The organism is Nocardiopsis sp. NPDC006198, assembly GCF_040613895.1.
Classification (GTDB): domain Bacteria; phylum Actinomycetota; class Actinomycetes; order Streptosporangiales; family Streptosporangiaceae; genus Nocardiopsis; species Nocardiopsis tropica.
Map to the genome: position 1 here is coordinate 104,577 of NZ_JBEXSY010000018.1, position 21,271 is coordinate 125,847.

The window sequence follows — 21,271 nt, forward strand, 5'->3', positions numbered from 1 at the left end:
CGCCCGGAGCCCTCCCGGACGGCCGTGCCGGCAGGAGGGCGGACGCGCCCCCGCGGCCCCGGGGGTTCCGGGCGCGGACCTGATCCCGCCGGAGCGGTCGGCCGTCGGCCGGGCGTGCCGGGCCGACGCCTACGCCCCGATCCGCTCACGCGTGCCGGCCGACCGGAGCAGGGCCTCCGTGCTTGCCTCCGGACGGAGGTCGAGCCGGCGCAGCAGCTGCGCGTTCAGGGCGACCACGACCGTCGACAGCGACATCAGCACGGCGCCCACGGCCATCGGCAGCACGAATCCGACGGGGGCGAGCACACCAGCGGCCAGCGGCACCGACACCAGGTTGTACCCGGCGGCCCACCACAGGTTCTGCCGCATCTTCCGGTACCCCGCCCACGACAGCTCGATCACCGACAGGACCGAACGCGGGTCGTCGCTGGCCAGGATCACCCCGGCCGAGGCGATCGCGACGTCGGTCCCCGCGCCGATCGCCAGCCCGACGTCGGCCCGGGCGAGCGCCGGGGCGTCGTTGACGCCGTCCCCGACCATGACGACCTTGCGCCCCCCGTGCTGGAGCTCGGCGACCTTGGCCCCCTTGTCCTCGGGCCTGACACCGGCGAAGACCTGGTCGATGCCCAGTTCGGCGGCGACGGAGTTCGCGACCGCCTCGGCGTCCCCGGTGATCATGACGACCCTGACGCCGAGCGAGTGCAGGGCCTGCACCGCCTGCCGGGACTCCTCCCGGACCTCGTCGGCCAGGGCGAGCGCGCCGACGACCTCCCCGTCGGACAGCACGTGCAGGATGATCGCGCCCCGGTCCTTCCAGGTGTGCGCGACCGCCATCTCCTCGGCGCCGTGCGCCTCCAGCATGCCGGGACCGCCCACGTCGACCCTTCGGCCCCGGACGGTGCCGGAGACGCCCACGGCGGTGGAGGCGCGGAAGTCGGTGGCCCGGGGCACGTCGACGCCCCTGCGGCGCGCGGCGGCCACGACGGCCCTGGCGAGGGGGTGTTCGCTGTCGGCCTCCACGGCGGCGGCCAGGGCCAGGAGCTCGTCCTCGCCGAGCCCGGCGCCGGGGGCGATGTCGGTGACGGTGGGCTCGCCCTTGGTCAGGGTGCCGGTCTTGTCGAAGAGGACGGTGTCGGCGGTGCGCATGCTCTCCAGCGCCATGCGGTCCTTGACCAGGACGCCGCCCCTGGCGGCCCGCTCCGTGGCGATGGAGACCACCAGCGGGATGGCCAGACCGAGGGCGTGGGGGCAGGCGATGACCAGCACGGTGATGGTGCGGACCAGGGCGTCGTCGGGCGACCCCAGGACCGACCAGGCGATGAGGGTGAGGACCGCCGCTCCCAGCGCGAACCAGAACAGCCAGGCCGCGGCCCTGTCCGCGAGGCGCTGCGCGCGCGACGAGGAGCTCTGGGCGTCGGAGACCAGGCGCTGGATGCCGGCGAGCGCGGTGTCCTCGCCCACGGCGGTGATCCGCACCCGCAGCGCCGTGTCCGTGGCGACGGTCCCGGCGACGACGTGGTCCCCGGGGCCCCGGCTCACGGGGCGGGACTCGCCGGTGATCATCGACTCGTCGACGTCCGCGGTGCCCTCCGTGACCAGGCCGTCCGCGGGGACCCGTCCGCCGGGGCGGACGACGACCGTGTCACCGAGGACCAGGTCGGCGGGGGCGACGGTGACCACCTCGTCGCCGACGACCTTCTCCGCCTCGTCGGGCAGCAGCGCGGCCAGGGACTCCAGCGCGGACGAGGTCTGTGCCAGCGAGCGCATCTCGATCCAGTGGCCGAGGAGCATGATCACGACGAGCAGGGCCAGCTCCCACCAGAAGTCCAGCTCGTGGGAGAGGACGCCCAGGCTCGCCCCCCAGGAGGAGAAGAAGGCCACGGTGATGGCCAGGGCGATCAGCAGCATCATGCCCGGCCGGAGAGCCCTGATCTCGTCGACCGCGCCCGTCAGGAACGGGCGGCCGCCCCAGAGGTACATGACGGTGCCGAGCACGGGTGAGACCCATCCGGCGCCGGGGAACTCCGGAACCGGGTAGCCCGCGATGGAGGCGAACATCGTGCTCAGGCCGACCGTGGGAACGGCCAGGACCAGCATGATCCAGAACAGCCGCCGGAACTGGCCCACGTGGTCGCCGTGGCCCGCGTGCCCGGAGTGCCCTCCGTGTTCGGAGTGGTCTGAGGGTCCTGCGTGTCTGCTGTGGTCGGAGTGGTCGGACCCGGGGTGCCCGCCCTGCCCGTGCCCCGCGGGGGCGGAGTCGTCCGGGTGGTCGGAGTGGTCCGCGCGGGGTGCGCGGTCGTCGGGGGCGGCGTGCCCCGGGTGTTCCGAGGGGCCTGTGCGGTCGTGGTGCGGGTCGTGTTCTCGCGGTGTCTCGTCCATGGCGCCCACGGTATACCCCTAGGGGGTATGTGACAAGGAAAATGGTCCCGTGTTCCACCGTGTCGTTCCGGCCCGTGCCGTTCCGGAGGGGCCCGGGCCGGGCGGCCGGCCCGGGCCCCACGGCCTCCGCCCGTACGCCCATCCGGGCCGGGGCCCCGCCGCACCGGCGGCGCGCCTGGTCAGCGCGCCGGGCCGTCCGCACCGCCGGAGGGTCTCGGCCGCCGCTTGCGGAGCCGGCCGCACATGCCGAAGTGCCGCGGCCCGGGAAGCGGTTCGGTGCGCACCACGGCCGCCTCCGCCATGGCGCCGGGGTCGCCCCGCTCCAGCGAGGCCAGCTGCCGCCGGGTCAGCTCCGCCTCACGCTCCACCCCCTCGCGCCAGATCTCCCGCCACGCCTCCACCCGGGGGCGGACGATCTCCGCCGCGAGCCGGTGGAACTCCCGGAGGGCCTCCCCGCCGTCCTCCCCGGCCGCGGCGACGAGTTCCAGGTACCCCTCCACGGCGAGGTCGCGCCGGGCCCGGGCCAGCGCCGCCCGCTCCTCCTCCGGGGCGTCCTGGGAGAGGCGGGCGGCGGCCTCGTAGGCCGCGCGGTCGGCCAGCACCGCGCGCGGGAAGGTGAAGACGGCGTCGCCCGCCTCCGGGAGGCCCGCGTTCTGCATGACCGTGGTGATCTCCAGCCCGCCGTGGTTGACCAGGCGGTGCACCGTGCCCGGACCGAACCACAGGACCGTCCCGGGGGCCAGGGCGTCGGCGGCGCTCCCCTCCGGGGTGACGGTGTGGACCTCCCCGCGGCCGGCGACCACGACGTACGCCTCGGACGAGGCGGTGTGCACGTGGGGCGTGCCGCCGTGGAGCCCGTCCGCGGCCTCCCAGTCGTAGACCCGGAGGCTGCTGACGGCCGCCCCTCCGGGGAACCCCGGGACGGCGCTCACGGCGCGAACTCCGCCGCGAGGGCCCCGACCTCGTCGGAGGCGCACATCCGGTCGACGAACACCAGCCGGTGGCGCAGGTCCAGGACGCCGCCCGGTTCGAGGACGACCGTCTCGTCGAAGGACGGCGAGGGGCTGAACACGGGGAACGGCTCGGAGCGCACGAACCACCGGATGGGCGCCGCGCCGCTCGACGTCCCCGCGAAGCAGAGGACGGTCGCCCCGCCGTCGATCTCGTCGTGCTGTCCGGTCAGGGCGATCCAGTCGGACCGGGTGCCCATGACGTCGCCCCCGGTGACCCCCGTCGCGCTCACCACGTCGCACCCCGTCCACGACCGCGGACCGCGCCAGAACAGCCCGGTGTAGCCCGCGGCGTCGCGGCCGTGCGTGGTGGGGCTGCCCAGTTCGAGGGCGCTGCCGCGCACGTTGGTCAGCGAGGTCGCGAAGTCCAGGGCCCAGATCCCCCGGGCGGGGTCCGCGGCGTGGAAGCGGTGCGTGCGCCTCTCCCCGATCCACCGCTCTCCGGTCGAGGTCGTCCAGGCGAGGCTCTCGGTGAACGCGGCCTCGCCGTCGCCCTCGACCACGGCCTCGAAGCGCTCGTGGCGGATCGTCCCGACGTTGTCGAGCCGCTGGTAGCCGCTGCCGCGCACGAAGGTCGGCCCGCCCCAGAAGTTCTGCCCGGAGACGTGGGACCAGGTCATCTGCAGGCCCTTGTGCCAGCGGTGGTCCCACGGCCGCACGGCCGTCAGGGGGGCGCCGCCGAGGGTGCGGAGCGGGTGGAGGAAGGGTTTGGGGGCCTCGACCGCCGGGGCGTCGGGCCGCAGGACGTAGCGGGCGATCTCGGTTCCCGCCGCCGTGACGGTGAGCGCGTCGGGGTCTCTGGACAGGGTGATCGTGTCGGACACTGGTCCTCGCCTCGGGTCAGGTGAGGGCTGCCGCGGCCCTGGCCGCGTCGCCCCCGTGCATGGAGTGGTAGAAGCTGTCGTCCGGGGTCAGGTCCTGGCGCCGCACCGTCCCGCCGAGGAAGGCCGACCGGTACATGCCCGCGACGAGTTCGAGGGCCCGTCGCCCGTCGTGGCCGCCGGCGCGGGGCCGTTCGCCGCGCTCCATCGCGTCGAGGAGCGCCGCGAGCTGGATCCGGTGGGAACTCGGCACATCCTCCTGCGGCTGCCAGGACGCGCCCGACCCGGCCCGCGCGGCGTGCGGCGCGGGGGTCCAGCGCCAGTGGGTGTTGTCGTAGCCGTAGAGGTGCTCCAGCTCGACCGTGGCGTCCTCGAAGTCGAAGCGCAGGTAGCTGGTCTCCCGGGGCGAGAGCAGGCTGTTGACCACGGAGAGCGTGGCGCCGGACTCCAGCCGCACGATCGCCGACGACACGTCCTCCGTCCGGGTGGACCGCGCGAGGGTGGACATCGAGGCCGTCACCTCGGACCAGTCGCCGAGCAGCGAGAGCGCGAGGTCCATCTGGTGGATGCCGTGGCCCATGCTCGGGCCCCCGCCCTCGGTCTCCCACCGGCCGCGCCAGGGGACCTCGAAGTAGGCCGGGTCCCGGTACCAGAGCGTGTGGCACACCCCGACGAGGGGGCGGCCGAGGGTGCCCTCGGCGATGTGGCGGCGCAGGCGCTCGGCGCCGGATCCGAAGCGGTGCTGGAACACGTAGCTGGCGAAGGGGCCGGTCCCGCCCCCCTCGTGGGCGACGACCTCGTCGTACTCCGCGAGGGAGAGGGCGGGCGGCTTCTCGCACCACACCCAGGCCCCGGCGTCCAGGGCGGCGACGGCCGCGCCCTTGTGCGCGGAGGGCGGTGTGCAGACGATCACGAGGTCGGGGGACTCCGCCGCGAGCATGGCGTCGACGTCCGTGTACCTGCCGGGGACGCCGTGCTCGTCCGCCGCCGCCTCCACACGTGCTCCGTCGAGGTCGGCCAGTGCGGTCACGTCCACCCGGTCGCCCATGGCGGCGAGGGCGGGGAGGTGCCTGCCGGTGGCTATCGCGCCGCTGCCGACGACGGCCACACGGATCGGGGGTCTGGAACCGGTCACGGGTGCTCCTGGGGGGTCGGAGAAATAGTGAACGTTCACTTTTTGTGGCCCGGCCTAAGGTATGAGCGTTGGCGCCGCGCGTCAAGACCCTCTCCGCCCGCGAAAGAAGGCCAGATGTCCACGTCCGGGACGCCGCGTCGGCCCACCATCATGGAGGTCGCCCGCCTCGCGGGGGTCTCCCACCAGACCGTCTCCCGGTACCTGCGCTCCGAGGGCGGGCTCAAGGAGTCGACGCGGGAGCGCGTGGGCGCCGCGGTCAGGGAGCTCGGCTACCGGCCCAACCTCATCGCGCGGTCGATGCGCACCCGGCGGACCGGGCGCCTCGCGGTCCTGCTGCCCGGCCTGGGCTCCTTCAGCCCCGACCGCATGCTCGTCGGGGCCATCGCCGCCGCACGCGCGGCGGGGTTCGCCGTCGAGGTGCAGAGCGTGGACGGCGGTTCCGGCGCGCGCGCCGAACGGGTGCTCGAACTCGCCGACTCCGGGCAGGTGGAGGGCATCCTGTCCCTGGCCCCGGTCGTCCACGAGGGCGACCGGATGCCGGCCGGGGAAGTCCCCGTGGTCGTCTGCGCCGGGTACGACGACCAGATGCGCGGTATCGGCGAACTCGCGGACGGGTCGGTCGTCGCCGACCTTGTCGCGGGCCTGGCCGCGGTGGGGCACCGGCGGTTCCTGCACGTGTCGGGCTCGTTGCGGTTCGCCTCGGCCCGGGGGCGCAAGGAGACCTTCCTCCGGACGGTCGAGCGCCTCGGCCTGGAGTCCCACGGCGTGGTCGACGGCGACTGGTCGGCCGAATCCGGCCGCGACGCCGTGCGCTCCCTCGCCGAGGACAGCGGGGTCACCGCGGTGATCGCGGCCAACGACGTGGTCGCCGCGGGGGTGGTCCGCGGAGCCCTCGAACGCGGCTGGGGCGTGCCGGACGACCTCAGCGTGACGGGGTGGGACAACAACCCGGTGGGCGCCTACCTCTCCCCGGCGCTCACGACGGTCGACGTCGACCGGGAGCGGCTGGGCCGTGACGCCATGGAGCGCCTGGTCGCCTCGGTCCGGGGGACCGAGCCCGAACTGTCGGACGGGCCGCTCAACAGGATCGTCTGGCGCGAGTCCACCGGTCCGGCGCCGCCGCGGCCCCGGTAGGGCCGCGGCGGCGCGCCCCGCGACCGCTCAGCGGAAGGCGGCGGCGTTCTCCGAGGCCCACCGTCCGAACGGGGCCGCCGGGGAGCCGGTGACCAGCTCCACCGTGTCGTGGATCCTGAGCAGCTCGTCGTTGGTGTCGCCCCCCATCAGGTCGAGCACCGCGGACGCGGTCTCGTCCCCCATGAGCGGGGCCATCTCGCGGTGGGCCTCCCCGCGACCGGTCTCGACGAGTGTCAGCTCCCGGCCCAGGACGTCGGAGAGGGCCGCCAGCTGCTGCCGGGCCGTGACGAGCCCGGGGCCGGTCAGCGGGTACGTCCTGCCCCGGTGCCCCGGCTCGGTGAGCGCATGGAGGGCGACCGCCGCGATGTCCCCGGGGTGGACGGCGGGCAGCCCCGTGTCCGCGTACGGGACGCGGACCTCCCCGTGTTCGCGGATCGCCTCCGCCCACCAGAGGGCGTTGGACGCGAACTGCGTCGGACGCAGGATCGTCCAGTCCATCCCCGACGCCCGCAGCGACTCCTCCGCTGCGAGGTTCCGGCCCGCGGCGGGCAGGTGCGGATGGGTTCGGACGGTGATGGAGGACACGAGGACCACGTGCTCCACGCCTGCCCGCCGGGCGGCCCCGACGACCTCGGCGTCGTCCCCCAGGCCGGCCGGGAGGAACAGGGACCGCACGCCCTCCAGGGCCGGCCCGAGGAAGTCCGCGTCGGCGAGGTCCCCCTCGACCGCCTCCACGTCCCCGGGGAGGCCCGCGTTCGCGGCGTCACGTGTGAGGCCGCGCAGCCGGCCCGCGCCGCGTTCGGCCAGCTCCCTCAGGAGGACCCGTCCGATGTTCCCGGTGGCTCCGGTCACGAGGATCATGTGTGCGCTCTTCTCTTCCGCCGGGGTGTCCCGGGAGATGCTAGAACCTCGACTTTAGTTGAGGTCAAGGGTGCCGCCGGAGCCCGCCGGAGCCCGCCGGAGCCCGCCGGAGCCCGCCGGAGCCCGCCGGAGCCCGCCGGAGCCCGCCAGAGCCCGCCGGAGCCCGCCAGAGCCCGCCGGAGCCCGCCAGAGCCCGCCGGAGCCCCGCGGGCGCGGGTGGAGCGGCCCGGGCCCGGGGCCGCCCGCCGGTACGCGAGGGGTGTCATGGGATGATCCGCTCGCACCTGGGATTTCTGTGTCTCTTGGGATTATTGGGACTCTTGGTGTGCATGGAATGAAAGCGGTTGTCTGAGGGGGGCTTCATGGGGGTCGGGCGGTCACCGGGACAGGCATGGCTGTGGCCGCTCCTGGCAAGCGTGGTGCTGACCCACACCGCCCTCAACCTCGCCCGGCCGCTCATCTCCTACCGGACCATCGCCATCGGCGGGGACGCGGTGGCGGTCGGCCTGGTCACGGCCGCGTACGCCCTGCTCCCCCTGCTCATCGCGGTCCCCCTGGGCCGGGCGACGGACCGCTCCCGGCGCACCGCCTGGATCGTCGGGCTGGGGGCGCTCATCCTGGCCGTCGGCTGCGTGTTCCTGGCGGTCACGACGGGTCTGGTCTCCCTCGCGGTCGCCAGCACGGTGGTCGGCGTGGGCCACCTGCTGTGCATGGTCGCGGGCCAGGGGCTCATCGCGCGGTTCTCCCCGCCGGAGAACCTGGACCGCGACTTCGGCTGGTTCACGGCCGCCGCGTCGCTGGGCCAGCTCGTCGGCCCGCTGATCTCCGGCGCGGTCCTCGCCGACGCCTCCGGTCCGGCCCTGCTCTCCGCCACGTCGACGGCGCTCGTGATCGCCTGCGCCACCGCCGTCCTGGGCTTCCTGCCGATCCTCTTCCTGCTGCGCCTGCGCTCCCCGGCCCCCTCCGGGGGCGTCGCCCCCGGGCCCGTCCCGACCCTGTCCCTCCTGCGCAGGCCCGGTATGCCGTCCGCGCTCCTGGCCAGCCTGGCCCTGCTCTCGGCGGTGGACATCCTCACCGCGTACCTCCCGCTGATCGCCGAGAGCCGGGGCATCCCGCCCGTGCTCGTGGGGGTCCTGCTGAGCCTGAGGGCGGGGAGCTCCCTGCTCTCGCGGCTGATGCTCTCCCGCCTGCTCGCGCGCTGGTCGCGCAAGCAGCTGATCGTGGCCAGCACCGCCGTGGCCGCGCTCTCCCTGGCACTGGTCGCGGTGCCGAACGGCGGGCCGGTCGCCCTGGGGGCCGTGCTCGTCGCCGGTGGTTTCCTGCTGGGACTGGGGCAGCCCCTGACCATGGCGGAGGTCGCCACCGCGGCGCCGGCGCAGGGGAAGGGCGCGGCCCTGGCCCTGCGCATCTGGGGGAACCGGCTCGGCCAGGTGGCCATCCCCGCCGCCGCCGCGGCGATGGCGGGGACCGCCGGAGCGCCCGGGGCGCTGCTGTTCTCGGCCGCGGTCCTGTTGGCGGCGGCGGTCACGGCCGCCTGAGCGGGGCCCGCGGCGGGAAGCGCGTCCCGGGCCGGGCCGCCCCGCGCGGCACCGCCCCCACGCCTGCCGGGACGACGAGCGCGCGGCGGACGGAGCGCCGCCGCACGTGCGGGCCGCCTCCGCCCGTGTGCGCGAGGACGCCCTCGCGCACCCGCGGGAACTCCCGGCGGTCCGGACAGCGGTCGGCATGTGCCGTCCCGGTCCGCCGCCTGTCTATCCTTGTGGCCATGACCTCCCAGCCTTCGGAACCCTCTCCGCGCCCCGCCCCCACAGGAGGGCTCCGCGCCTCCCACGACGACCGGGAAGCGGTGGTGGAGCAGCTGCGCGACGCGGCGGCCGAGGGCCGCATCGACCTCGACGAGCTGGACTCGCGCCTGGAGCAGGCGCTGAGCTCCAAGACCCACGCGGAGCTGGCCGTCCTGACCGCCGACCTGCCCAGGCCGGAGTCCGCCGTGGACCTGCCGCCGCTGGAGCTCAACGGCGGCATGCACGGCGCGTCCCGGGGCCCGGGACGCTGGGAGGTCCCCGGGCACGTGATCGCCCACGGAGGCATGGGGGGCGTGAAGATCGACTTCTCCCGGGCCGAGTGCCGCCTCCCGGAGGTCGTGGTGGAGGCGTACGGTGAGGCGGCCGGTGTCACGATCGTCGTCCCCGACGGCTGGGCCGCGGAGACCGGCGGGATGAACCCCGGGCTCGGCGGCCTGAAGGACAAGACCACCCCCGACCGGCTTCCGGGAACCCCCTTGATCCGCCTCACCGGTTCCGGCGGCATGGCGGGGGTGGTCATCCGCCACCCCAACCGCTGGGAACGGCGCAAGCTGCAGGGCTGACCGGGGTCCGGGAAGAGCCCGGGGCCCACGCCGGTCTCCTGGCGCGGGCCCCGGGCCCGCCGGCGGCCGTCACGCCGTCGCGCCCGCGTGCCGCCGCCCGCCGTCCTGCCCCCACCGTCCTGCCGCGCGAGCCCGGGACCCGGAGGGGTCCGGGGCCGTCCGACCGCCACACGCGGGCAGTTCCCGGCAGGTCCGCCGCCCGCCGACCGGCTGGTATCGTGCCGAACCCGCTGATCCCCCCGGAACCGGGCACGCGATCGGGACGTGCGCGGCGCAGCGGACCACCGAACCACCGGACCGGCGCGGCGGCGGCCCCACCGGGGCGCGCCCCGGCCGTTCCGGTGCGAGAGACGAGGGACGGGGCCGACATGGCGGGCAGCGCGGAGGACCGGGTCGCCCCGGTCCCGGGGGAGGACGAGGCCCCGGAGGGGGGCAAGGCCCCGGGCCTGCTGGGGGAGGCGCTGGCGACCACCGTCCACCTCCGGCGCCCCCTGTACGGCTCCGCCCTGGCCGTGACGGCCCTGGCCGCCTGCGGCGTGGCCGCGATCGCCGTCCTGGGCCTCACCCTGACCTGGGACGCCTTCGAGCTCCTGCGGGAGCGCGTGCGGTCCAACCAGGAGGCAGAGGTCCCACCGTTCTCCGCCACGGGCGACATCGACGTCGTGTTCACGCTGAACGGGATGCTCGTGGTGTCCCTGCTGCTCCTGCTCGCGGCCGCGGTCCTCACCCTGCTGTACACCGCGCACGCCGTCGCCGTGCGGGACGCCCCGCCCGGCCGCGGGACCCCTCCCGCCGGCGGCCTGTGGCGGCGCGCCCGTCCGTACATGCTCCGCGTCCTCGCGACGCAGCTGGCCATCGGGCTGGGCGTCGTCGCCGCCGTCCTGGTGGGGGCCTTCCTGTTCGACTCCCTGGCGAGCGGCCTGATCCCCGGAATCGAGCGGCCGGGCGCCCCCTTCACCGGCTTCGGCGCGGCGGACTGGGCGGTGGGCCTGGGCCTGCCCCTCGCCGCCGGGGGCGTGGGCCCCTACCTCGTGGTCCGCCTCTCCCTCGCTCCCGCCGCCGTGGTGTTCGAGGACGTGCGGACGGCGGGGGCGCTGCGCCGCTCGTGGAGGCTGACGGGCGGCGCGCGGGCGGGGACCCTCGGCCTCTGGCTGCTGATCGCGGCTGCCGTCGCGATCGCGTTCACGCTCCTCCTGGTCGCGGCCTCGCCCCTCGCCGCCCCGGCGGGGGAGGCCATGATGCGGCTCAGCGACGGGAACAGGTTCACCACCGCGACCCTGGTCCACTACCTCCCGGCCGCGATCGCGCTCGTCCTGCTCCCCCTGGCGGTCGTGCCGCCGGTGGGGGCCGCGCTCCCCGTGCTCTACGCGCGCCTGCGCGCCCGCGAGGAGGGGCGGGCCCCGCACCCGGTCCCGCCGCCACCGTCTTGAGGCCCCCGGAGGGGGCGTCCGCGGCGGCGGAACCGCCGGGACGCCGGCCGGAGCCGCCGCCTCCGGCCGGGCAGCGGGTCAGCGGAGCGCGGCCGCTCCGGCGGCGAGCCGGGTGACGCGTTCCCAGTCCCCGTCCCGGACCGCGTCCGGCGGGGTGAGCCAGCTCCCGCCCACGCACGCCGCGTTGGGCGCCGCCAGGTAGTCGGGGGCGCTGTCGGCCGTGATCCCGCCGGTCGGGCAGAAGACGACGTCGGGGACCGGCCCGGCCACCGCCCGGAGGAACCCCGGACCCAGGACCGAGGCGGGGAAGGCCTTCTGCGCCAGGAACCCCTCCTCCCGGGCCGCCAGGACCTCGCTCACGGTCGCCACCCCGGGCAGGGCGGCGATCCCGCTCCGGGCGAGGTGCCGCAGCAGGCCCGGCGTGGTGCCCGGGGTGACGAGGAAGTCGGCCCCGGCCTCGACGGCGTCGTCCGCCTGGCGGGGCGTGAGCACCGTCCCGACCCCGACGAGCATGCCGGGCACCCCGCGGGCGACCGCGCGGACGGCGGCGAGGGCCCCGGGGGTGCGCAGGGTGAGCTCGACGATCCCCACACCGCCCGCCAGGAGCGCCTCCGCCAGGGGGACGGCCCGGCCGGGGTCCTCGACCGTGACCACGGGGATGACCGGAGAGCGGTCCAGGACGGTTTCCGTCGGCGTCACAGCGCGATCTCCTTGCCCAGCGCGAGGGTGTCCGCGGAGTCGATGACCCCGTACCAGTGGGCCACGAGCCCGGTGAAGAGCCCGTCGGCGACGAGCTCCCCGGGGAAGATCCCCGCCTCCATCAGCCGGGGGACCACGTCCGCCGCGCGCCTGCGATCGGGCAGCAGTCCGGCCAGGGTGGCGGCCAGGGGGTCCTCCACCCGGGGGCCGGCCGCGGCGACGTGGTGCATCCAGGCCGCCACCGCCAGGGCGCTCCAGCGGGGCTCGCCTCCCCGGTCCAGCACCGCCCGGACCGTGGGGAGCAGGCGCGGCCCGATCTTCTGGGAGCCGTCGGCCGCGACCTTGGCGGTCGTGTGGCCCAGGGCGGGGTTGGCGAACCGGGCCAGGACCGACTCCGCGTAGGCGGGGCCGTCGAGGCCGTCCGGCAGGCGCAGCGAGGGCAGGGCCTCCTCGTGGACGAGCCGGTGCGCCGCCTCCGCCGCGACGGGGTCCGCCGCGCACGCGGCGATGGTGCGGTGCCCGAGGGCGAGCCCCAGGTAGGCCAGCAGCGAGTGGCCGGCGTTGAGGACGCGGAGCTTGGCCTCCTCCCAGGGGCGGACGTCGCCGGTCAGGAGAGCCCCCGCGCGCTCCCACGGGGGGCGGGCCGCCGCGAAGCGGTCCTCGACCACCCACTGGCGGAAGGGCTCGGCGATCACGGCGGCCTCGTCGCGCAGGCCCAGGGCCCCCTCGACCAGGTCGAGGTCCTCCGCGGTGGTCGCCGGGACCATCCGGTCGACCATCGTGTCGGGGAAGGAGACCGACTCCGCCGTCCAGGCCCGCAGCCGCTCGCCCTCGGCCCCGGGCAGGGCGTCGGCGAAGTCCGCGACCAGCGACCCCAGACGGTCCCCGTTCCCGGACAGGTTGTCGCAGGAGACCACGGAGACCGGGCCCGCGTCGCGGAGCATGCGCAGCTGGAGGCCCCGCGCGATCCGGCCGACCGCGGTGAGCGGGGGAGCGCCCTCCAGGTCCGCGCGCACCGCCGGGTCCCGCACGTCCAGGCGCCCGGTCAGGGGGTCGGCCCGGTAGCCCTTCTCGGTGACGGTGAGGGTCACGACCCGGGTGCCCGGGGCCGCGACGCGCTCCACCACGGCCAGGGGGGCGCGAGGCCCGGCGAGCGTCTCGGTGACGGCGGAGACCACGCGGGAGGCCCCGCTCCCCGGGCCGCGCTCCGTGACGGTGAACAGCCCGTCCTGCGGGGCCATCTGCTCCCACACGCGCGCCGAGCGCCCGGTCACCGCGCTGATCCCCCAGGAGGTGTCCCCGGTGGCCAGCATGGCGTCCTCGGTGTAGACGGCCGTGTGGGCACGGAAGAAGGCCCCCGCGCCGAGGTGGACCACCCCGGTGCGCAGGGCGTCGCGGTCCAGGGACGGGGAGTGCCCGGAGCGGACGAGCGAGTCCGGGGTCAGTCTGCTCATCGCCGTGCTCCCGTCCGCGCGGCGTGGGCGCGCGCCTGCTCCAGGGTGGGGAGCAGCCCCGTCCCGCCGCGGCCGCCCACGTTGAGGCTGGCGGCGGCCGCGGCGAGCCGGGCGGCGTCCGCGAACCCGTCGCCCAGGACCATGCGCGCGGCCAGGGTTCCCAGGAACGCGTCCCCGGCGCCGGTCTGGTCCAGGACCACGGGCGCCGGGACCGCGTCGACCCAGGTCTCGCCCTCCGCGGTGGCCAGGTGCACGCCGCGCGAGCCGCACGTCACCGCGACGTGCCGGGTCCCCGACTCCAGGAGGCGCCGGGCGGCCTCCGCCGGGGAGGCGCTCCGCAGCAGGGACGAGGTCTCCCCCGGATGGGAGGGGGTGACGAGGTGGGCGAGGGGCGCGAACTCGGCCAGGACCGCGGCCGCGGCCTCCCGCGTGGTCAGCGCCGGCCGGTGGTTGGGGTCGAACACGAACCTGCGGGCCAGGCGCGCCGCGGCCCGGACGGCCTCGTGCGCGCTCCCGGAGACGGCGCAGGCGATGCCCGAGGCCACGACCGCCCCGGCGGCGGCCAGGGCCTGTTCGTCCAGGTCGGCGGGGCACAGCGTCGATCCGACGCTCCCGCTGCGGGCGTAGGAGAACGCCCGCTCCCCCTCGGGGTCGCTGTGGACCAGGTAGACGCCCTGCTGTCCGGGACGGAAGCGCAGCAGCGCCGTGGAGACCCCCAGTTCGGCGACGCGGTCGGCGATCGACCGCCCCAGGGGGTCGTCGGTCAGGACCGCGGCCAGGCCGGTCCGGGCGCCGGCCCGGGCGGCCGCCGCGGCGACGTTGAGGGCGTCGCCGGACACCCCGAGGCGGGCGGGGACCCCGTGGGCCACCGGCTCGTCGGTGGCCACCTCCAGGAGGATCTCCCCCAGGACGACGACGTCGAGTTCGTGAGCGCTCACCAGTCGTGCACCGTTCCGTCCAGACGCCGGTTGACCGGCAGGTACCGGGGGTCGTAGGGGTGGCGGGAGGCCGCCTCCTCGTCGAACTCCACGCCGAGGCCCGGCGCCTCGCCCGGGTGCATGTACCCGTCGGAGAAGGTGTAGCCGGTGCGGAACACCTCCTCGAAGGGGCCCGTGTGGCCCATGTACTCCTGGATGCCGAAGTTGGGGATGCTCAGGTCGACGTGCAGCGCCGCCGCCATGGCGACCGGCGACAGGTCACCGGCGCCGTGGGACCCCGACCGCACCCCGTACAGGTCCGCCAGCGAGAACACGCGGCGCAGGTGGGTGATGCCCCCGGTGTGGGAGACCGAGGTGCGGATGTAGTCGATGAGCCGTTCGGTGATCAGCTGCTGGCAGTCCCAGACCGAGTTGAAGACCTCGCCGACCGCGACGGGGGTGGTGGTGTGCTGCCGGATCAGGCGGAAGGCCGACTGGTCCTCCGCCGGCGTCGGGTCCTCCATCCAGAACGGCCGGTAGGGTTCGAGCGCCGCGCCCAGGCGGCCCGCCTCGATCGGGCTGAGCCGGTGGTGGACGTCGTGGAGCACGTGCGTGCCGTAGCCGAACTCCTCGCGGATGTGCCGGAGCATCTCCGGTGCGAAGTCGAGGTAGAGCGAGGTCTCCCAGGAGTCCTCCTGGGGCCGGTTGGCGTTGGCGGGCTCGTACACCCGGCCGCCGGCCCCCGCGATGCCGTAGGTCTTGTCCAGGCCGGGCACCGCCGCCTGGACGCGGATCGCCTTGTACCCCAGGTCGAGGTGGCGCTGGAAGTCCTGGGACAGGTCGTCGAGCGAGGATCCGCTGGCGTGGCCGTAGACCATGACGCCGTCGCGCGCTGCGCCGCCGAGCAGCTGGTAGACGGGCATCCCGGCGGCCTTGCCCTTGATGTCCCACAGGGCCACGTCCACGGCCGCGATCGCGGTCATCGTGACCGGGCCGCGCCGCCAGTAGGCGCCCTTGTAGAGGTACTGCCAGGTGTCCTCGATGCGGCGCGCGTCGCGGCCGATGAGGAGCGGGCACAGGTGGTCGCGCAGGTAGGAGGCGACCGACAGCTCGCGCCCGTTCAGGGTGGCGTCGCCGACGCCGGTGACGCCGTCCTCGGTCTCGATGACCAGGGTGACGTAGTTGCGGCCGGGCGAGGAGACGACGACGCGCGCGTCCGTGATCTTCACAGGAGGTCCTTCCGGGGGTGTGTGGGGTCGGTGGGGTCGGGGTCCGGGCCGAACCGCAGCATGACCTTGCTGCTTCCCGAGGCGGGGTCGGCGGCGACCCGCATCGCCTCCTCGGCGCGGTCCAGGGGGAAAGTGTGGGTCATCAGCGGGCGGACGTCGAGGCCCTCGGCCATCGCGGTGAGGGCGTCGTCGATCTCGTGGGAGAAGCGGTAGGAGCCCTTCCACGTGATCTCCCTGGTGACGAGGTCGCCCAGGACCGCGGCGGCCTCCGTGCCGGGGAGGTTGCCCACCTGGACGACCGTCCCGCCCCGGGCGGTCGAGCGCAGCACGGGGCCGAGCGCCCCCGGCGCCCCGGACGCCTCGATGACGATCTCGGCGTCCTCGGGGAGCGGCTCGCCCAGCGAGACGTCGCGGAGCCCGTCCGCGCCCATGGCCCGGGCGACCGCCAGCGACGCGGGACTGATGTCGGCGACGGTGACCCGCCCGGCCCCGGCGTGCTTGAGGGCCGCGGCCACGAGGCAGCCGATGGGCCCGGCGCCGTTCACGGTGACGTCCCTGCCGGCGACGTCCCCGGCTCGGGACACGGCGTGCAGGGCCACGGCCAGGGGCTCGGCCAGAGCCCCCTCGCGGGTGCCGACCCCCGCGGGGAGGGGGCGCAGCTGGTCGGCGCGCACCGCCCTGAACTCGCTGAAGCCGCCGTCGGTGTGCGGGTGGAACGCGGCGGATCCGAAGTACCGCACCCGCGGGTACAGGTTGGTGCGTCCGGCCAGCCTCTCGGGCATGCGCCCGTCGCCGACGAGTTCGGCCGGGTGCACGGTGACGGGCAGGCCCTCCTCGACGCCGCTCACGCCGGGGCCGACCCGGGCGACGCGTCCGGCGATCTCGTGTCCCAGGACCAGGGGGTCGCGCAGGACGGCGGTGCCGGAGCGCCCGTGGCGCCAGTAGGCGAGGTCGGACCCGCAGATCCCGCCCCATTCGACGGCGACGACCACGTGCCCCTCCGGGGCGACGGGGTCGGGGCGCTCGTCGACCCGCAGGTCTCCGGCCCCGTGGACGGTCACGGCCCTCATACGGCGTCCTCCAGTCGGACCAGGTCGCGTCCGCGCACCTCGGGCATGAGGTACGTGGAGACGAGCGTGATCAGCGAGTAGGCGATGATCATGGCGGCCAGGGGCCACCAGGACCCGGTCACGGCGGTGAGTGTCGCGGCGAGCACCGGGCCGATGGCCGTGGCGAGGACGCCCCCGATCTCCTTGGCCAGGGCCAGCTGGGTGAAGCGGGTGCGCGCTCCGAACAGCTCGGCCATGGTGACGCTCTCCACGGAGAACAGGCCGAGGACCGAGAGGTTGAGCCCGACGACCATCGCGACGGTCACGAGGACGACGTCGCCGGAGTTGATCATCAGCATCATGGGCACGGCGAACAGCATGCTCGCGATCGTCAGGCAGAAGTAGAGGGGGCGGCGGCCGAAGCGGTCGCCCAGCACGCCGACCAGGGGGACGGTGACGAAGCCGAGCAGGGAGCCGTACACGATGGCGGAGGTGCCGACCGAGCCGTCCATCAGCAGGGTGGCGCTGAGGTATCCGACCAGGAACGTCTGCACGATGCCGGAGTTGCCCGCCTGGCCGAAGCGCAGGCCCAGGGCGATCAGGAAGGCGCGGCCCTTGCGCTGGTGGAGCGCGGCCTCCAGGGTGCTCTTGTCCTTCTCGACGGCGGTGGCCGCGAGTTCCTCGCGGGACATGGCCACGCCGTCGACGATGTCCTCGCGCTGCTCGAAGACGGGGCTCTCCTTGACGGAGTGGCGGATCCACAGGGCCAGGAGCAGGAGGAGCGCACTGGCCAGGAACGGGATGCGCCAGCCCCAGGCCAGCAGTTCGGCCTCGGAGAGGGCGAACACCAGGACGGCCCAGATCGCCGAGGCGGCCAGGGTGCCGGAGTTGGTCCCCAGGCACACCAGGGAGGCGATGAACCCGCGCCGCCGGGCGGGCGCGTACTCCGCGAGCATCACCGTGGCGCCCGCGATCTCGGCGCCCGCGCCGAAGCCCTGCGCCAGCCGCAGGCCCACGAGCATGATCGGGGCCAGGAGCCCCACCTGCTGGTAGGTCGGCAGGGCGCCGATCAGCGTGGTGGAGACGCCCATGAGAGCGACGGTGATGAACAGGACCTTCTTCGGCCCCAGGCGGTCGCCCATCCGGCCGAAGTAGACCGCTCCGGCGAGGCGGGCGACGTACCCGACGCCGTAGGTGCCCATCGCCGCGATCAGGCCGACCGCCGGGTTGAGGTCGGGGAAGAAGATCTGGTTGAAGACCAGGGCTGCGGCCAGGGAGTAGAGCTGGAAGTCCATGAACTCCATGGCTGTGCCGAGCCATCCGGAGACCGAGGCCTTCGTGAGGTCCCGTGTGCTGCGTTCGCCCTGCCCCACGGGGGTGGGAGGCGCCTGTTCGGTCATGGGAGGTTCCTTCGTCGGGCGGCTTCGACCTGCGGTGACATCGCCGGGAAACCGGATGTGAACGTCGTGGCAACTGGCATACAAGCACTGGTATACCAGTGGAGTCAATGGCGGTAGACTTCCGGACATGGCTGACGACACCCGATCCGGGGGACCACTGCTGTCCGCGCGGGACCGCACCTTGGACACCCTCCGTCGCGCGGTCATCACCCTGGAGCTCAAGCCCGGGGCGCCGCTGTCCGAGAACGAGCTCGCCGCCGAGCTCGCGGTGAGCCGCACGCCCGTGCGCGAGAGCCTCATCCTCCTGCGGGAGGAGGGCCTGGTGGAGGTGTACCCGCAGGTCGGGAGCTTCGTCTCGCTCGTGGACCCCGAACGCGTCGCCCAGGCGCAGTTCATCCGGGAGGCGGTCGAGTGCACCTCCCTCGCCCAGGCGCGGCCCCCCTTCTCGCCCGAGCACATCGCCGACCTGCGGGCCAACCTCCGGACGCAGCGCGACGCCGAGGCCGCGGGGGACCACGACCGGTTCTTCGAGCTGGACGAGGAGTTCCACCGGGCCCTCCTGGCCCTGGCCGGGCACGAGAGCGCCTGGGGGACGGTGAACGCGGCCAAGGCCCACCTGGACCGCGCGCGCAGGCTGAGCCTGATCGACACCCGGCCGATGGGGGTGCTCGCCGAGCAGCACACGCAGGTGGTGGACGCGATCGAGGCGGGCGACCTCGACGACGCGGTCCGGGCGCTCCGCTCGCACCTGCGCGCCGTCTTCGAGGACGTCGAGCGCATCCGGGCGGTCTCGCCCGAGTACTTCTCGGACGGGCGCCCCCGGCGCCCGGTCCGGCGGAGCGTGTCCTCGCTGAGGTAGGGGCGCTCCCGCGCCGAACGGGGGACGCGAGGTTCCCGCGCCGGTGGGCACACGGGCCCGGACGGCGCTCCGCGCCGGACGGGGACGCGAACCGTCCCCGTCCCGGCGCCGCACCCCCGGCACCCCGGTCCGCGCGACCGCACGGCATCCCCGTCCGGAGCGGACCGCGCCCGCCGTGCCCCGGCCCGCGGGGGTCCCGCGCCCCGGGAGCGGGTACGCGGAAGGGGGCGGATCCCTGAGCCGGTGACCGGTCGCGGGCCCGGCGGACGCGGGCAGTAGGTTGGTGGTGACGAGGCGGGGCCGCGTGGGAGCGGCGGTCGACGGGAGCGGTCCATGGAACTGGCGAAGGTGCACCCCGAACTGCGGCAGGCGGTGAAGCGGGTGCCCGCCCTGCCCCTGCACCGGCCCCGGCTGCGCAACCTGCTCAGGGCGGCCCAGCGCGGCCTCGGCCGCGACGCGGTCGTCGACGGCGTGCGGTTCCGGGACCTGTCCGAGGACGGCGTCGACGTGCGCGTCTACGAGCCGGAGGCCGGCGCGTCCGGCGCCGGGCTGCTGTGGATCCACGGCGGGGGGCTGGTCATCGGCCGGCCCTCGCAGGACGACCGGTTCTGCTCCACCGCCGCGCGCGACACGGGCCTGGTCGTGGTCTCGGTCGACTACCGGCTCGCGCCGGAGCACCCCTTCCCGGCCGCGTCCGACGACTGCGTCGCCGCCTGGGACTGGTTCCAGCGCTCGTGCGAGCGGTTCGGGGTGGACGCGGACCGGATCGTCGTCGGCGGGCAGAGCGCGGGCGGCGGACTCGCCGCGTGCCTGGTGCAGAGGCTCCACGACCGCGGCGGGGTGCAGCCCCGCGCGCAGCTGCTCGGCTGCCCGATGCTCGACGACCGGACCGCGGCCCGGACCGAGCTGGACGGCGAGCGGCACTGGGTCTGGAACAACCGCCTGAACCGGTTCGGCTGGCGCGCCTACCTGGGCCGGGAGCCGGGAGGAGAGGCCGAGCCCTACGTGGCGGCCGCCCGGCGCGACGACCTCCGGGGCCTGCCCCCGGCGTGGATCGGCGTGGGCGACATCGACCTGTTCTTCGAGGAGGCCACCGGCTACGCGCGCCGGCTGCGCGAGGCGGGGGTGGACTGCGAGCTGGAGGTCGCCCCCGGCGCGCCCCACGGCTTCGAGGCCTGGGCGCCCGACGCCCCCGTGTCCGAGGACTTCTCCCGCCGGAGCAGGGGATGGCTCGCCCGGGTGGTCTCGGCCGGGAACGCGTAGCGCGCTCCGGCCCCGGAGCGCGAAGGACCGCGGCCCCGGAGCCGCCGCCGGAGTTCGCCCACGGGCGGTCCGGGGCCGCCCGCCGGCCTCCGACCGGCCGCCGTCACGGCCGGGAGCCCCGGGGCCGCCGGACCGATCCGCCGGCCTCCCGTGTTGTGGCCGGATTCCGGCCGCAACCCCTCGTACCGTGCGAGGCGAACCGCGACCCCGCGGAACACGAGCACGAGGAGACACCTGATGCGCATCGCCGTGACCACCCCCACCGGCACCGTGGGCCGCCACGTCGTCAACGGCCTCGTCCGGGCCGGAGCGCGGCCGCTGCTGCTCATGCGCGACCCCGCCCGCCTCGACCCGGCCCTCGCCGGCCTGGTGGACCCGGTCGCCGTGGACCAGGGCGACGGGGCCGCGGTCGTGGCCGCGACCGCGGGCGTCGACACCCTGTTCTGGGTCGATCCGCCCACCCGCACGGACGACCCGGTCGCCGCGTACGCCCGCTTCGGCGCGCACGCCGCGCGCGCCGTCACCGCCAACGGGATCCGCCGCGTCGTCTTCCTGAGCAGCGTGGGCGCGGAGCGCCGCTCGGGCGCGGGGGAGATCGACGGGCTGGCCCGCACCGAGCAGCTGCTGGACGACACCGGCGCGGACGTGGTGCACCTCAGGTGCGGCTTCTTCTTCAGCAACCTGCTGATGGAGCTGGACTCCATCCGGTCCGGCGCCATCCGGGTCGTGCTGCCGGTGGACCACCCGATGCCGTGGGTCGCGCCGCGCGACATCGCCGAGGTGGCCGTGGGCCGCCTCCTCAACCCCGGGTGGACCGGCCGGGTCGTCCAGGCCGTGCACGGCCCCGCCGACCTGTCCTGGGAGCAGGCCGCGGCGGTCGTCGCCGACGTCACCGGCCGTCCCGTGCGGGCGGAGCGCATCGCCGACGAGCGGATGCGCGACACCCTCGCGGGGGCGGGCCTGGGCCCCGGCCTGGTCGAGGCGGTGATGGGCATGTCCACCGGGCTGCGCGACGGCTTCAGGCCGGAGCAGTCGCGCACCGCGGCGACCACGACGCCGACCACCCTGGCCGCGTGGTGCCAGGACGAGCTGCGCCCCCTCCTCTGAGGGGCCGTCCCGGGCGCGCCCCCGAAGGACGGCGGGGGTGCGCCCGGAGGCCGTTCCCACTCACGGCGGAACGGCCTCCGCGAGGGCGGCCGTCCCGGGCGCGCCCGGAGGCCGCGCGTGTCCGCCCCCCCGGGCCCCCCCCCCGCGCGGGCGGGC

Annotated in this window: 18 protein-coding genes; 7 read left to right on the forward strand and 11 right to left on the reverse strand. The window is 75.6% G+C overall.

What is annotated here, in order from left to right:
• Positions 1–129: 129 nt before the first annotated feature.
• From ABZ234_RS15000 to ABZ234_RS15015, 4 genes are all read right to left on the reverse strand, one after another.
• Positions 130–2,379, reverse strand: coding sequence for a heavy metal translocating P-type ATPase (locus ABZ234_RS15000; protein WP_355012399.1), 2,250 nt, complete (start codon positions 2,377–2,379; stop codon positions 130–132).
• A gap of 179 nt (positions 2,380–2,558) precedes the next feature.
• Entirely contained in the window at positions 2,559–3,311 is a 753-nt protein-coding gene (locus tag ABZ234_RS15005) for a cupin domain-containing protein (protein WP_355012400.1), read from the reverse strand.
• Positions 3,308–4,213: a PmoA family protein gene (locus tag ABZ234_RS15010; RefSeq protein ID WP_355012401.1), complete on the reverse strand. Its 906-nt coding sequence runs from the start codon at positions 4,211–4,213 to the stop codon at positions 3,308–3,310. Before ABZ234_RS15010 ends, ABZ234_RS15005 begins: the two co-directional genes overlap by 4 nt.
• A gap of 16 nt (positions 4,214–4,229) precedes the next feature.
• Positions 4,230–5,345 (reverse strand): Gfo/Idh/MocA family oxidoreductase, encoded by a 1,116-nt coding sequence (locus ABZ234_RS15015; RefSeq protein ID WP_267945631.1) that lies wholly within the window; start codon positions 5,343–5,345, stop codon positions 4,230–4,232.
• A 114-nt stretch (positions 5,346–5,459) separates the two neighbouring features.
• Between ABZ234_RS15015 and ABZ234_RS15020 the strand changes: the two genes are divergently transcribed.
• Positions 5,460–6,479 carry a LacI family DNA-binding transcriptional regulator gene (locus ABZ234_RS15020; protein ID WP_355012402.1) on the forward strand — a complete coding sequence of 340 codons (1,020 nt, stop codon included), beginning with the start codon at positions 5,460–5,462 and terminating at the stop codon, positions 6,477–6,479.
• A gap of 27 nt (positions 6,480–6,506) precedes the next feature.
• Here the strand turns inward: ABZ234_RS15020 and ABZ234_RS15025 are convergent, their stop codons facing one another.
• A complete protein-coding gene (locus ABZ234_RS15025; RefSeq protein ID WP_355012403.1) occupies positions 6,507–7,340 on the reverse strand; it encodes an NAD(P)H-binding protein in 834 nt (277 codons plus the stop codon).
• Between the two features lie 362 nt (positions 7,341–7,702).
• Between ABZ234_RS15025 and ABZ234_RS15030 the strand changes: the two genes are divergently transcribed.
• The 3 genes from ABZ234_RS15030 to ABZ234_RS15040 all read left to right on the forward strand — a co-directional run bounded on the left by ABZ234_RS15030 (position 7,703) and on the right by ABZ234_RS15040 (position 11,138).
• Positions 7,703–8,878, forward strand: coding sequence for an MFS transporter (locus tag ABZ234_RS15030; RefSeq protein WP_355012404.1), 1,176 nt, complete (start codon positions 7,703–7,705; stop codon positions 8,876–8,878).
• A 227-nt stretch (positions 8,879–9,105) separates the two neighbouring features.
• Positions 9,106–9,708 (forward strand): DUF1707 domain-containing protein, encoded by a 603-nt coding sequence (locus ABZ234_RS15035; RefSeq protein WP_267945627.1) that lies wholly within the window; start codon positions 9,106–9,108, stop codon positions 9,706–9,708.
• Positions 9,709–10,076: 368 nt separating this feature from the next.
• Positions 10,077–11,138, forward strand: a complete 1,062-nt coding sequence (locus ABZ234_RS15040; protein ID WP_355012405.1) for a hypothetical protein — start codon at positions 10,077–10,079, stop codon at positions 11,136–11,138.
• A gap of 78 nt (positions 11,139–11,216) precedes the next feature.
• On the opposite strand, the gene eda is transcribed toward ABZ234_RS15040, so the two are convergent.
• The 6 genes from eda to ABZ234_RS15070 are packed head-to-tail and all read right to left on the reverse strand — an operon-like array spanning position 11,217 to position 17,886.
• The gene (gene eda / locus ABZ234_RS15045; protein ID WP_330161334.1) at positions 11,217–11,837 is read right to left on the reverse strand and encodes a bifunctional 4-hydroxy-2-oxoglutarate aldolase/2-dehydro-3-deoxy-phosphogluconate aldolase; all 621 of its coding nucleotides are present in this window, start codon (positions 11,835–11,837) and stop codon (positions 11,217–11,219) included.
• Positions 11,834–13,291 (reverse strand): mannitol dehydrogenase family protein, encoded by a 1,458-nt coding sequence (locus ABZ234_RS15050; RefSeq protein ID WP_355012406.1) that lies wholly within the window; start codon positions 13,289–13,291, stop codon positions 11,834–11,836. Before ABZ234_RS15050 ends, eda begins: the two co-directional genes overlap by 4 nt.
• Complete coding sequence (locus ABZ234_RS15055; protein WP_352985889.1) at positions 13,288–14,229, reverse strand: PfkB family carbohydrate kinase; 942 nt, start codon at positions 14,227–14,229, stop codon at positions 13,288–13,290. Before ABZ234_RS15055 ends, ABZ234_RS15050 begins: the two co-directional genes overlap by 4 nt.
• Entirely contained in the window at positions 14,226–15,437 is a 1,212-nt protein-coding gene (gene manD / locus ABZ234_RS15060) for a D-mannonate dehydratase ManD (protein ID WP_267945612.1), read from the reverse strand. The genes ABZ234_RS15055 and manD overlap by 4 nt, the downstream gene beginning before the upstream one ends.
• Entirely contained in the window at positions 15,434–16,507 is a 1,074-nt protein-coding gene (locus ABZ234_RS15065) for an L-idonate 5-dehydrogenase (protein WP_355012407.1), read from the reverse strand. Before ABZ234_RS15065 ends, manD begins: the two co-directional genes overlap by 4 nt.
• Positions 16,504–17,886 (reverse strand): MFS transporter, encoded by a 1,383-nt coding sequence (locus tag ABZ234_RS15070; RefSeq protein WP_267945610.1) that lies wholly within the window; start codon positions 17,884–17,886, stop codon positions 16,504–16,506. The genes ABZ234_RS15065 and ABZ234_RS15070 overlap by 4 nt, the downstream gene beginning before the upstream one ends.
• A 127-nt stretch (positions 17,887–18,013) precedes the next feature.
• Here ABZ234_RS15070 and ABZ234_RS15075 point away from each other — a divergent pair, with 127 nt between their 5' ends.
• From ABZ234_RS15075 to ABZ234_RS15085, 3 genes are all read left to right on the forward strand, one after another.
• Positions 18,014–18,745 carry a GntR family transcriptional regulator gene (locus ABZ234_RS15075; RefSeq protein ID WP_355012408.1) on the forward strand — a complete coding sequence of 244 codons (732 nt, stop codon included), beginning with the start codon at positions 18,014–18,016 and terminating at the stop codon, positions 18,743–18,745.
• Between the two features lie 333 nt (positions 18,746–19,078).
• Entirely contained in the window at positions 19,079–20,008 is a 930-nt protein-coding gene (locus ABZ234_RS15080; RefSeq protein ID WP_355012409.1) for an alpha/beta hydrolase, read from the forward strand.
• 237 nt (positions 20,009–20,245) lie between these two features.
• The gene (locus ABZ234_RS15085; protein WP_355012410.1) at positions 20,246–21,115 is read left to right on the forward strand and encodes an NAD(P)H-binding protein; all 870 of its coding nucleotides are present in this window, start codon (positions 20,246–20,248) and stop codon (positions 21,113–21,115) included.
• The last annotated feature ends 156 nt before the right edge of the window (positions 21,116–21,271 follow it).